The organism is Paenibacillus hebaui, assembly GCF_051934385.1.
Lineage (GTDB): Bacteria > Bacillota > Bacilli > Paenibacillales > Paenibacillaceae > Paenibacillus.
Genome location: NZ_CP196836.1, coordinates 6,039,041 through 6,052,378, shown reverse-complemented (window position 1 = coordinate 6,052,378; position 13,338 = coordinate 6,039,041). Strand labels below are relative to the sequence as shown.

Below are 13,338 nucleotides of genomic sequence, written 5' to 3'. Positions count from 1 at the left end.
GCTCATTGGATGAGCGTTCTTTTTTTTGAAGACTGATAGATATGCCGACAATGCATTGTCTATTTTCTGTATATGTTGGTTTGATATTGTTAATTTGGTGTTTGCCAATGAACAATGAGGAGGACATAGCAAAAAATGAACAAAAAAGTGAGCATCGTGGTCATTATGCTGTTGTTGATCACGCAATTGATGCAAGGATGGGTATTTACAGCGAACATATATGCTGAGGATATGGCTACAGAACATACCCTTACAGAACCCTTGTCAGAAGATGTGGGAGTAGAGCCGGTCACGGATGGTGGGGAGGCAACTTCAACTCTGGATTCTGAGGCGTCAAGCGAATCGGCTGAGTCGATCGAGACGAATGAGCAGGACGAGACCGATACCACTGCGGACAACATGGCTGCGGCTAATGCTGCAGCGATAGAAATAAAAGAAAATTTAATCACGGCTGTACAAATGTACGATCAAATTCCTGAATACGATGGCAATGGCCATATTACTGTAAAAGGCAATAAAATCGAGGACACTCGGCCTAGCGTCAAGGATGAGGTTGCTGTCGTATTTAAATGGGGTCTTGCGAATGAAACACATGCTTATACAGACGGCTCCACCTTTACATTCCGGTTGCCAGACAAGTTTAGCATCGGTTCCCAGCTAAAAGGTGTTTTGGATGGCGGAGTGGGGGATTATATCGTTAACCCGGACGGAGAAATCACGTTTATTTTCAACGATGCCATCAGAGGCGCCAAACTGGAAGGTAATTTCTATGTGTGGATCAAATTTGATGAAAGCAAGCTGGAGGATGGACTGAAACAGCAGATTGACTTTGGTAATGTGGGCCAAGGCAGCATTCCTGTGCATTTTGCCAATACAGCGATTGATAAATTAACAAAATCGGGAAGTGCCAATAAAAACAATTTTAACTCGGATGAAATGGTATGGTGCCGTTGATTTTAACCAAGGCGAGAAAGAAATCAAAAATGCACTGTTGACGGATGTCTTTCCGGCAGATCTGGAACTCAAGGGAGATATCGAGATTCGTGAGTTAGAGGTGCAAATCGACGGATCAGTAAAGGAAGGCAATGTCGTTCGTACTGAATCTCAATTTCCAATCAACCTGGGCGATATGGAGAAACCGTACCGGGTGACGTACAAAACGAGCGTCAAAGCACCGGTAACCGCTCCTTTTATCAACCGTGAGTATGAAAACCAGGTTGCACTTACAGCGGATGATGCTCAACAAAATGAGACAGCCACTGGCAAAGTGACGGTGAGCTTTAATGAGCCTTTGAACAAATCGGGGCAAAGCAGTGCCTATGATCCGGTTACACAGACGATTACATGGAAAGTTCAATACAATTATAACCAACAAGCAATCACGCAGACGAATGCCTGGATTGAAGATCATTTTGATACAACGAGGTATGCACTGGTTGATGATTCGCTAAAAGTATTTCAAGTGGACATCGATGCTAGCGGAAAGCCTACGGGAACTCATTCAGTAAATCCGAATGAATATACACTCACCGGAGTGAGTACAGGCTTCAATGATGGATTGAAATTACAATTTAACAATAACATCAACAAGGCTTATGAGATTGAATATCAAACAAAGTCTATTGATCGTGTGTATACAGACACTACCGTATCCAATACGGTGAAGATGTATGATGGAACACAAAAGGATACAACAAGGGATATCAAGGAAGTTATTTTTGCGAAAAGTGTACAGAAGGAAGACTTCAATAAAAAAGAGATTGAATGGAAGCTGGTCATCAACCGTGATCTGAAGGATATGACGGACATCGTCATTACGGACCATTACGCAGGAAGACATATGAAGCTCATCCCGGACAGTCTCCAGATCACCGGATTGAATAAGGACGATTTCGATCTCATAGCAGATCCGACTGACCCGGAATACGAGAGTGGCTTCTCCATCCGGTTGAAGGGCGGGGTCACGGTTAACACACTGCATGAAATCACCTATACAACAAGCTTTGATCCAACTGCAGGTATGCCAACCAACAATGAATATCGGAACACGGCAACGCTGGATTGGACAGAGGCAGGGGTACCGCAGTCTTCGATTACCAAATCGGCTGTGGTGAAACCGCAAAGTTATACGATTGAAAACGGTAATAAAAAAGGCGAATACAGTGCCAAGGATAAAACAATCACCTGGACTATTGATACTAACTACAATTTGTATGATATCAAGGATGCCATTATCAAGGATACGTATACAGGGAATCAGACGTTTGTAGACGGTTCGTTGAAAGTGAATGAGCTGGTGTTGGAGGGACAGAACAATGTTACGGACGTTGGTAACGAGCTTCTGCTAAATCCTGGACAATTCGAGCTGAATTCGGACGGTAAAGGCTTTGTTCTGAAGCTTGGCCAGATTGGCAAAACGGCTTACCGTATTGAGTATAAAACAAGTCTGGATGGACCCTATGCCGTTGAAGGCACGTACTCCAATGATGCAACGCTAAACGATGGTGAAGGCGGTCCATTGCGATTCGCAAAAAAAGCCAATGTTACACCTGCTCATGGTGGCGTATATGTAAACAAAACAGGTAAGCAGGAAGGCACAAGTGATATTGCTTCCTGGACGGTTCATATCAATCCGAGCCAATCTTATATTGCCGCAAACTCCATATTGACGGATACATTATCAGACAACCAGATTTTACTGGCAGATACATTGAAGCTGTATACAACCAATTTGCCTGCGAACAACTCTGGGAATGTTTCTATCAAAGCCGGTCTGGTTGATCCCGAGGATTATGAATTGCTCGTTAAGGACAATACCTTTACGTTCACCTTTAAGAAGGCGTTGAACACGGCGTTCATTCTAGAGTACAAGTCCTTTATTAATGCGGATAGTGGTGAAAGAATTAAAAATAACGTTGAATTTGCAGGTCAATCTTCCTCGGTAACAGGGGAAGGAAATCAGGCGGGTATTAAAATTCTACGTGCCGACGCAGGTGGAGGAGCATCTTCAGGTGTGGACAAAATCAAGATCATCAAAATGGATGATTCCGGTATGCCACTGGAAGGTGTGGTCTTCCAAATCTATAATGCGTCAGGAACAACATTGCTCGAAACATTACAACCGACAGATGCGAACGGAGAGGTTGTAACTTCCAGAAATTATAGATTTAATGATCAAACCAATGGTCTGCCGTACAAGTTAAAAGAAACGTCTGCACCGGCAGGTTACTTGATAGATTCGGCGTATGGTGCGGCTACGGGTAAAACCATTGAGTTTAAGGACCCCGCTGCGCCGTTTGAAATCATTAATCACAAGATTCGTCAGGGATTCGAACTGACCAAGGTGGATGCTGTGGATTCTAATCATAAATTGAAAGACGCCGTCTTCGAGTTGTATTTGAACAATGGTTCCGTTAAAGAGTTAGTTGCTACATTGACGACAGACGATAATGGCAGAATGGCCAGAGGGGACCTGGTACCAGGAAGCTATGAGCTAGTCGAAGTAACGGCTCCCGAGTATTACAAACTGGATGCAACACCAATTCCGTTTACCATTGTACCAAACCAAACCCAGATCATCACGCTCTCCCATGCCAATGTTCAGGGTTCGGATGGAAAGTTGGTCGTCACCAAAGTGAACGCCAAGGATCAGTCGGTGTTAAGCGGAATCGAATTTGAACTTCGTGACAGTACAAATACCGTAATTGCTACGAAGCTTACGGACATCAACGGTGTGATTGAGTTTGACAGCTTGCCTTATGGCCCATACACCTTGGTTGAGACCAAGGCAGCAGGATTTGTAATCGAAAAGCCTGAAACTCAAGTCAACATTACAAAGCCAGATACACAGTTAACGATTGAGAACAAAGAAAATGATCGTTCTGTAAGATTGATTAAATTCAATGCTGGCAAAACGCAGCATCTGCAAGGCGCTGTATTTGAATTACGTGCTCAAACGGCCTTGATGGATGCTGACGGCAATTGGAAATTCGACGTGGTAACAGGTGTGGATGAAGCTAAATTGACAACCAATCAACAGGGTGAAATCGTTCTGAAGGACTTGGAGCCCAATAAATATCAGTTGGTTGAAATCAAAGCGCCTACCGGATACCAGTTAGACCAGACACCGGTTGAATTTGAAATTACAGATAAACAAACGGAAGCCGTCGTTGTGGAGAAAACGAACAACGCGATTCCGGTACCAGGTGTTCCAAGTGAACCTTATAATCCAGGAACACCTGTGGAAACACCGACACCGGTTACGCCAACACCAGGCCCGGTGAATCCGGTAACACCAACTCCTGGCATTGAGGTTCCAGGCACGGTGGTCACACCTGGAACCTCAGTCCCTGAGCCGAAACCGGAACCAGGAACTGAGCCTCCAACAAGCCCGGAGCCAGGAGAAACACCTTCCACACCAGATGATCCAGCGGTTGATGTGGGTGATGATCCAAGTGTTGCTAACATCGATGATACGACTCCTCCAGGTGGGGAGGTTACAGCATCTCCTGGAGATACAGACGTCGCTGGAGCGGGTGAAGGGAAGAACGATGGTACTCAAGGCATGTTGCCCAAGACTGGAGAAGAGAGCAAGGCAGGGTATACCTTTGCTGGAGCACTTATGATTCTTTTGGGTAGTGCGGGGTACGTATACACCCGTCGTAGAAACAAGCTGAGTATGTAGAGTAGTGCAAGCTACGAATGCAGGTATGATAGAATAAAAAACACCCTCTGGTATGCGCTTCGGAGACATAGTCTCTGGCGATACCAAGGGGTGTTTTTTTTGCTTACTCAGGGCAGATCACGTTCGCTACTAGAGTCCGCAACTTGGATGGCTCTAACAATAAGTCGATGGGTGGGATTAATTAGCGGGTCACAGGTGATTAAGGTAAGTACCTGTCCTAGATTCGGGTCCTTAAGTACAGACAGGTCGTTGGGCTCTACGACAGATATTTGATCAACCTTATAGTGGACCTCTGTTCCACTCGCCAGTGTGACTTGAATGTGGTCGCCGATCTCTAATTCTCCCAGTCGGTTGAACAGGCGTCCTTTTTTGTGGGCACGATGAGCTGCGATCGCCGCATTCCCTTCGCTTCCGAGTGAGGCCGTCTCCACAAGATGTGTGGCCGCCACTTTCATGTTATCCTCGGTCGCATCTTCCAGAATGGGCAACCTGACATCAATCTTTTCGATAACGAGAACGCCCAATGTATTGATGTTATCCCCCTGATTTTCGTCTATTGTCGCGGTATCTATGGAGTTCTGATCCTGTCTCGCTTGTTCAAAAGAATGATTGATTTTGGTTAAGTCGAGTTGCAGCTGTTCCAGCTCACCCATCACTTTGGCCTGTTGCCAGTCATAATATTTTTCCTGTAGAAAGGGCAGGAGTATAAGGAGAATGCCTAGAAAGACAAGCATGGAAAAGAAAAATTTCATTGTACGAATACCCCTTTGTCCAAAGATAGATTAGTTAACTGTCCTATTGTAAACATACGGACATATACAAAACCTGGACAAACGAAACAGGCAACCTTCTCTCCGGTGGAAAGAAGGTTGCCTGTTTGCATGGAGTAACACAATGTTGATCGATGCTTACCGTTGTATGAAATCGTTTATTCTGCTGATGTTGTAAAATCACATTCCTGCAACGGCACAACTTTTGTTTTCTTGATCCATTTGTAGCCCAGCCATAACACCAGGAATAACGGTACGCTCAAGTAAGCAACGAGGGCTCCGCTCCAGTCAATCTGATCCCCAGTGAATGCCTGATAATTCTGTCCGATAATGACAATGACACAGAGGACAAAAGCAAAGATCGGGCCGAATGGGAACCAGCGTGCACGGTATGGCAGATCGTTCAGATCACGTCCCTGGGCCACATAGGCACGGCGGAAGCGATAATGACTTATGGCGATGCCAAGCCAGGTAATAAAACCGCACATACCGGATGCATTTAGCAGCCAGGTATACACGATGCCATCACCAAAAAGGGAGGCAAGAAACGCCAACATGCCGACGGCTGTCGTTAGAAGAAGGGCATTCATTGGAATGCCTTTTTTATTCAGCTTGCCGAGGAAACGGGGGGCTTTACCGTCTCGGGCAAGGGCATAGAGAACCCGGCTCGAAGCATACATGCCTGAGTTACCGGCAGAGAGTACAGAAGTTAGAATAACGGCATTCATGACGGAAGCCGCAATGGCGAGTCCAGCTTTTTCAAATACAAGAGTGAACGGGCTGACGCCGATATTATTCAGGTCACCTTTGAGCAAGTTCGGATGTGTATACGGGATGATCAGACTAATCACGGTAATCGCCAAAATGTAAAAGATCAGAATTCTCCAGAATACCTGCCGAATGGCACGAGGTACATTTTCACGCGGATTTTCGCTCTCACCGGCTGCGACACCGATCAGCTCTGTACCCTGGAAAGAGAACCCCGCCGCCATGAATACGCCAAGCACTGCAAAGAATCCGCCATGGAAGGGCGCATCACCCATGGTGAAATTACTGAACCCAACGGCTTCCCCGCCCATAATACCAAAAATCATGAGTACACCAACGGCTAGGAAGATGATAACGGTAGCTACTTTGATAATGGCGAACCAGTATTCCGACTCTCCGTATCCTTTCACTGACAGTACATTCAGGGAGAAGATCAACACGAGAAACAGCAGACTCCACAGCATGGATGAACTATCAGGGAACCAGTATTTGATGAGTACGGTAGCGGCGGCAAGCTCAGCGGCAATGGTAACCGCCCAGTTGTACCAAAAGTTCCATCCCATGGCGAATCCGAGGGCAGGGTCAACAAAACGCGCCGCATACGTATTGAACGAACCAGAGTCTGGCATAAAAGTAGCCAGTTCTCCGAGACTAGTCATTAGAAAGTAGACCATGATACCAACGGCAGCATAGGCAATCAGTGCGCCGCCGGGACCAGCCGTGGAGATAGCGGTACCGCTTGCGAGGAACAGCCCTGTACCAATGGAGCCACCGAGGGCAATCATGGTCATATGCCGTGCGCGTAGTCCTTTTTTCAGTGTAGGCTCTGTTGGTGTTGTTTGATTGTTGCGGTTTTGCATGGAAACACTCCTTCATTCAGCGTACTGATGTTATCAGATAAATGGCGAAAAACACAAAAGACCACAGGCATCAGCCTGCGGTCTTCATATGAATGGTCCGCACCATGTCCCAGATGTTTAAGATAGCTCAACACAGAAGAATTCATACCTCCATTAGACGGTATAATGTACTTCCATGACAGTTCTGCGCCTTTCGACAGCAGCCCCAGCCACATCGGACAAGGAAAGGAACGTCCAGTGGGCTTCGGCGGGTGCACCTTTCGGCTGAACTCATAAGCGGCTCCTTAGCGCCTCCTTCAGCGTACTGATCGCACCCGCGACCTCTACCTCATCATCAATGGATGAGGTGTATCTATTGTCTATGCAATTATAAATAACAGAACGTAACAGTAGATGTTCTGTTTACTAAACAGACAATTAGTATAACGCTCATGGTTTTCCAGTGCAATAACAATTGTTGGATGTTACTCCACAGGGCTATTCCTGGTTCTTGTTGCGGCCAGCCATTTGCTGCCATACCGTTCCAGCGGCCTGTTCACCGGATTCAATCCGTTCCAGTGCCATTTTGGCTTGCAGGCTGACTTCAAATTCAGGATCATCGGCTGCCTTACGTAAAGCATCCTCTGCTTCTTCCGTACCTACTTCGTAAAGGAAGCGAGCTGCTCGCCAGCGTACAATTTTGCTTTTGTCGAATAACGTTGCTGTCATGGCTGCTGTTGCCGCAGGATCACCGATATCGGAGAGTGTATCTCCAGCCGTTCGGCGTACAGCTGGTGAGCCATCCTGCAAAGCCTCATACAGCAGTTCCATTGCTTCGGGTGTACGGATATCGCCGAGATATACAACAGCCAAACGGCGAATCTGCATTTTATTGTCATGCAGAGCATGGGCAACAAGTGGTAATCTTTCCGGGGTAGGCTCCATACCATCGAATGCCGCGTAGCGAACATTCCAGTCCTCACTGTTCAGCGCCTCTTCCAGCTCAGCTCCGTCTAGTTGGCGGCGAAGCTCCACGAACTCTTCCGATTTGGCACCATGCTCGATCGCTTGTTGTATCACACGTTCCAACCGTTCGGGAGGGTAAGCCGCTTCCAGTTCCTGTTCGACTTCCCGTGCAATATCCGGTAATTCCCCGTAGCGAACGCCGTAATCACTTAATTTTCGTTCTTTAATCATTGTTGCACTAGCGACTTGGGTTACGGCGTTTACGAATCGATCCGAGAGCGAGATTCGCTCTTCCTTGGCGCCGGCCTTGACCCGAATCTGCATGGGTACGCCTCTGAAATACTGCACGAATACCTGGGCTTCACCGAAGTGCTCACCAGATGCGTCTTCTGATTCAATCCAGTCCAGATCCATACCTTGCTGTCCAAGGCGACTCTGGACTTCGCCAAGAATGAGGGACCAGTCCGCATTCCCCTTGCGATCCAGCGCTACGAAGTCGGTGGTATGGAATACACTTTTTACTCCAGGAATATGAAGCATCTGGCGAATAAAGGCGGGAGCTGATCGTTCATTGTCCAGCGTATATGTTCTGCGAATTCCGTCTTCCAGACGTTCATCCAGATGCAACATCATCGTATTTGGACTCGGTGTTGGCTCAATGGTAATAATATTCATTGGTTTATATCCTCCTGTAATACCGGATTCATCAAAAACTTCCCGTGAATGATACGGGTATTTCTCTATTTTACATGATTGTGTTGAAACTACGAAATATTTGGACAACATTGACACCTTATGTGAAGAAGTACGAAGATTATTAACACTTCTTTCATGTTCACGCACAAACATTTTTAAATGAAAGTTGGCACAATAAGAAAAATGAAACAACTGGAGGTTATACCTATGGAACCAATTACAGTGCTTTCGGATGGAAGTCGTCGTATTGCATATGAAAATATGATTCCATTATTCGAGGAATGGATTGCCGATTTGCCATCAGATTCAGAGAGAGAATACCGGGAAGACCAGGAGAGCTGGGGCCATTCCCGGTATTGTATTGTTGATTATCAGGAAGCCCAACAAGCGGTATCAGCAGCGAACGCGATTCGAGCATTTATGCCACAGATTCCTTTACTGATCCTTACGGATTTTCAATCGCTTATTCGTAAACGGCACTTGCAGCAAATTACGGGTACAGGTCTGATAAAGATGATTCTTTGGAACGAACAAGAATCACAAAAACTGGTCATGGACATACAGAAGTATCTGCATCCCTCTGTGTATCAAACAGCAATAGCCATGCCTTCCACCTTATCCATACGATAAAAACAGGAGAGAGCATGACCATCGAATTCAAATTCAATATGTGCTAAATGACGTATTTGTATCCCGTTCCCCAGACGGTCTTGATATAGCGAGGATTTTTGGGGTCGGGTTCAATTTTTTTGCGCAAGCTGGAAATATGCACATCGATTGTACGATCCAGATATGCCCGTTCGGAGCCTTTAATTCGATCCATCAGTTCATTGCGGGTGAATACTTTGCCGGGATTCCGGTACAATTCCTTCATAATTTCAAACTCTATATGAGTAACCTCAATTTCAGTGCCATCCACAAACAGGGTCCTTCTGTACTCATTCACACTAACATGCCCAGCGACCTCAGTCGATTTGTCTTCTTTTACGGGTTTATCCGTATAGGAGATGGTGGATCTCCGCAATAATGCCCTGATTCGGGCATCAAGCTCTTTCAAACTGAAAGGTTTACACAGAAAATCATCAGCACCATTGTGTAATGCTCTAAGTCGATCATTCAGCATCGTACTTGCCGAGATCATCAGAATGGGTACGGTAGAGTGCTGACGAAACGCGTCAACCAGATCATTGCCATCCATTTCGGGTAACATCAAGTCAGTAACAACAATATCCGGCTGGAATCGGGGGAAAAGTTGAAGTGCTTCACGGGCATGATGAACTCGTTCGGTTATGTAACCCTCCTCCTCAAGAAAGAAAGCAATCATATCAGCCAGATTTTTCTCATCTTCTATAAGAAGCACTTTGATAGACATTGAGGTCACACTCCTGATGAAATGAATTTATTAAGAAAATACTAAAAAAATGCCCTGATTTGTTTAGAAATACTGCAAAAATTTTAATGTTTCTATTCCAATATATAGGGTGTATATGTAGGCGGAGCAACAGACTTTTAGTTGGGATTCAGTATTTTACCATAGCTTTAGTTTATTTGCCGATCAATCAAAATTTTCCAAAGCTACATTGAATACTAATTACAGTATAATGGATCAGAACGATTTGAGGGAAAAAAAGTAGTTGTATCAGCTTGAGTTATAGGAGGAACCAACGTTGTTGTTGAATACAGAACAAAGAATCAACTACGAGGATAGCTTGTTATGATCAGTGTAAAGGCAAGCAAAGTGCTGAAGTGGATGGTGCTGAAGCTTCGGATCGCTTGGATTGGAACGATCATTCTGATCACTCTTGGCACGCTGGGAAGCCTTTTTCCACTAACTTTATTCTATGGTGTGCAGCTCATGTTTGGCAGCGCCGCTGCACTTATTGCTCTTCGCTTACATGGGACCACCTATGGATTTGTGACCATTATCGCTATCGGTTTGTTGAATATAGTATTTATCGGTTTTGAGCCAAACCATATCAATATGATGGGTGCTCAATTCATTGAATTTTTATGGATGCTGGGATGGCAGATCCGTTGGAAAAATGGCAGTTTAATTAAGGCAAATGCAGTCTTCTGGGTGGTCATGCTACCTGTTACATACTACGGACATTTTATTTTGGGCCTGGATTCGGAAGATGTGAAGTATGAGTTTATGTATATCGCTGTGATTAGTATGGTTAACGCACTGATAGCGGGAATTGTAGTTGATTTTTGGATTACCAATGGCGAGGATAAATCAAAGCGCACGGAAACCATTCCATTAACAAGAATTGCATTTAAATACGTGGTAGCCTTTGTGGTATTTGTTTCACTTATGCTGTTATCCGTAGACAGTCGCAGACAGTTGAGCCAAATTAATGAAACCATATTATATAATCTGAAGCATGCAGCGAGTGCTGTCGTCCAGGAGTTGGATGAACAATATTTAACCTCGGAGAACATAGAGCAAAGTATGGTGCGTTATCATCATCTTCTGGATGTGAATGTTATCATTTTGAGTCGAAATAACACGGTTATAGCTTCCGGATTGCAGACACTTCAGGTTGGCGATTACTTGGACATGAACCAATATCGCCTTTTGAAATCGGGAGGTATGCCCCTTCTGTTTAGTTCCGAAGATACACATTATAGCGATGTGTTGGACCACTGGAAACAGGCCACATTCATCTATGAAGCGAATATGGCAACTGCAGCACCTTATCGGGTATTTGTTGAGACAAGTTCAGCCAATTATTATTCCCGAATTGAGTCGATTTATCTTACTACGCTTCAATCCCTGTTTGTGATCATAGTTGCTTCCATGATTGTGGCAGCTCCCCTCAGCAGGAAGGTGGTGAGCCCGTTGAAACGGTTAACACGGATGACAGGGTCACTTCCAAGGTTACTGTTCCGCAATGGGAAAATGGAGTGGCCGACCAGTCACGTAACAGAAGTACAGATTTTGATAGGGAATCTGCGCAAAATGGCCGATGTTCTGTTAGAGCAATTCGAACAGATTCGTCAGGACAAGGTTACGCTGGAGGATAGGGTCAGAGAACGGACCAAGGAGCTGAAGAATAGTGAAGAGATCAAACGCGCTATTATTGATTCATCCATTGATGCAATTATCGCTGTGGATTCAAACGGTCTGATCATGGAGTTCAATCCAGAAGCCGAAAGGATGTTTGGACTGCAACGAAAAGAAGTCCTTCATAGCAAGAGTGCTCCATCCCTTTTTCAAGGAGCCAGTTGTCCCGCAATCAAAGAAATGCTAGAGCAGTTCGAATATATCCATGGGAAGCGATCTGCTAATGTAGAAGAAATTTCAGGGATTCGCAGAGACGGTTCCGTATTCCCGATTGAATACAAAATTGTAGAAATTCAGTTGGGAAACAATGAAACGTTATACAATTTGTTTATTAAGGATATTACGGAGCGGACAAGGGCGGAAGAAGATCGGGTGCGTCATGCCCTCGCTCTGGAGAAGTTGAACACCGAATTGTTCAATGAAAAGATAGCTATTCAGGAACAACGTGATATCAGTGAGCAATTCATTGAATCTGTTCGGGAAGGCTTGGTCATGTCTAATCGTGCAGGCACCATAACCATCGTCAACAGAAGAGTGGAGGAGATGTTTGGCCTGGGTGATTTCTTGGGCAGGTCCATTGAAGATTTGGCTCAAGCTATTGATACGATGCTATTGACAGATAACTTCAATCTGATGGAGCAGACGAGAGCATTTTTAAATGGGGAAAGTGCGTTTATTGAGACTGAATTTATATTCAACAATGTGGAGAAAAGTGTGTTCTCCTTGTACATGAAGCAGATGGATGTTCCGGGTAAAAATCATGGATTTCTCCTTGTATTCCGCGATCGCACGGAGGAAGAGCGTTTGAATCGGATGAAAAATGAACTCGTCAGTGTTGTATCCCATGAGCTGCGCACACCTGTAGCAACCATTATGGGTTACGTGGAATTAATGATGATGTACGATCTGCCGACATCGCAGCGCCAGGAGTTTATGGAAACCATCTCTTCAGAAGGCAAGCGACTAAGTAGTCTGTTGGATGATGTGCTGGATATTCAACGTCTGGAAAACGAAGGCATGACCTACCACATGACGTACGTACCGCTACTTGAACTGGTTGAGTGTGTAGCTGAACAATGGAATATGAAAGCCATTCAGCGCATTTATGTGCATGCGTTTAATGGGGACTTTTTTGCTTATGCTGACCAGAACCGGATGGTTCAGGTCCTTCATAACCTGATTGGCAATGCGGTCAAGTATTCACCCGGAGCGGATCGAATCGACATTACGCTGTGGGAAGAACAAGAATGGATATGCATTGATGTGCGTGATTATGGGATAGGGATTGCCGAGGGTGTACAAGACATGCTGTTTACCAAGTTTTATCGAGTGGATAATTCGGATCATCGTCAGATTGGTGGAACGGGGCTGGGGCTTTATATTTCGCGTGAAATTGTAGAGGATCACCAAGGGACGCTCACCCTTATGTCTGCTCCTGACAAGGGAAGTACATTCAAGATTCGATTACCCAAGCAGAACGAAATGATATAAGGCAAGAAAAGTCTTGATCTGAAAGGATGCTTTTATCCTTGAACAGGTCAAGGCTTT

8 protein-coding genes and 1 riboswitch are annotated in these 13,338 nt (G+C 45.2%); of the genes, 4 read left to right on the top strand and 4 right to left on the bottom strand.

From position 1 onward, the window contains the following. The first annotated feature begins 135 nt into the window (after positions 1-135). Positions 136-954 (top strand): Ig-like domain-containing protein, encoded by an 819-nt coding sequence (locus ACR32F_RS27535; protein ID WP_440112712.1) that lies wholly within the window; start codon positions 136-138, stop codon positions 952-954. Further along, entirely contained in the window at positions 932-4,684 is a 3,753-nt protein-coding gene (locus ACR32F_RS27530) for a SpaA isopeptide-forming pilin-related protein (protein WP_440112710.1), read from the top strand. Before ACR32F_RS27535 ends, ACR32F_RS27530 begins: the two co-directional genes overlap by 23 nt. 107 nt (positions 4,685-4,791) lie before the next feature. On the opposite strand, the gene ACR32F_RS27525 is transcribed toward ACR32F_RS27530, so the two are convergent. The 3 genes from ACR32F_RS27525 to ACR32F_RS27515 form a co-directional block, all read right to left on the bottom strand. Then, positions 4,792-5,436 carry a class D sortase gene (locus tag ACR32F_RS27525; protein WP_440112708.1) on the bottom strand — a complete coding sequence of 215 codons (645 nt, stop codon included), beginning with the start codon at positions 5,434-5,436 and terminating at the stop codon, positions 4,792-4,794. 176 nt (positions 5,437-5,612) lie between these two features. Beyond that, entirely contained in the window at positions 5,613-7,082 is a 1,470-nt protein-coding gene (locus ACR32F_RS27520) for an amino acid permease (RefSeq protein ID WP_440112706.1), read from the bottom strand. A 115-nt stretch (positions 7,083-7,197) separates the two neighbouring features. Then, positions 7,198-7,416, bottom strand: a riboswitch (Lysine riboswitch). Positions 7,417-7,559: 143 nt separating this feature from the next. Then, complete coding sequence (locus ACR32F_RS27515) at positions 7,560-8,702, bottom strand: virulence factor (RefSeq protein ID WP_440112704.1); 1,143 nt, start codon at positions 8,700-8,702, stop codon at positions 7,560-7,562. Positions 8,703-8,930: 228 nt separating this feature from the next. Between ACR32F_RS27515 and ACR32F_RS27510 the strand changes: the two genes are divergently transcribed. Then, complete coding sequence (locus ACR32F_RS27510) at positions 8,931-9,353, top strand: hypothetical protein (protein ID WP_440112702.1); 423 nt, start codon at positions 8,931-8,933, stop codon at positions 9,351-9,353. 43 nt (positions 9,354-9,396) lie between these two features. Here the strand turns inward: ACR32F_RS27510 and ACR32F_RS27505 are convergent, their stop codons facing one another. Then, positions 9,397-10,095, bottom strand: coding sequence for a response regulator transcription factor (locus tag ACR32F_RS27505; RefSeq protein WP_440112700.1), 699 nt, complete (start codon positions 10,093-10,095; stop codon positions 9,397-9,399). Between the two features lie 342 nt (positions 10,096-10,437). Between ACR32F_RS27505 and ACR32F_RS27500 the strand changes: the two genes are divergently transcribed. Next, positions 10,438-13,281 carry a PAS domain-containing sensor histidine kinase gene (locus ACR32F_RS27500; protein ID WP_440112698.1) on the top strand — a complete coding sequence of 948 codons (2,844 nt, stop codon included), beginning with the start codon at positions 10,438-10,440 and terminating at the stop codon, positions 13,279-13,281. Positions 13,282-13,338: the final 57 nt, after the last annotated feature.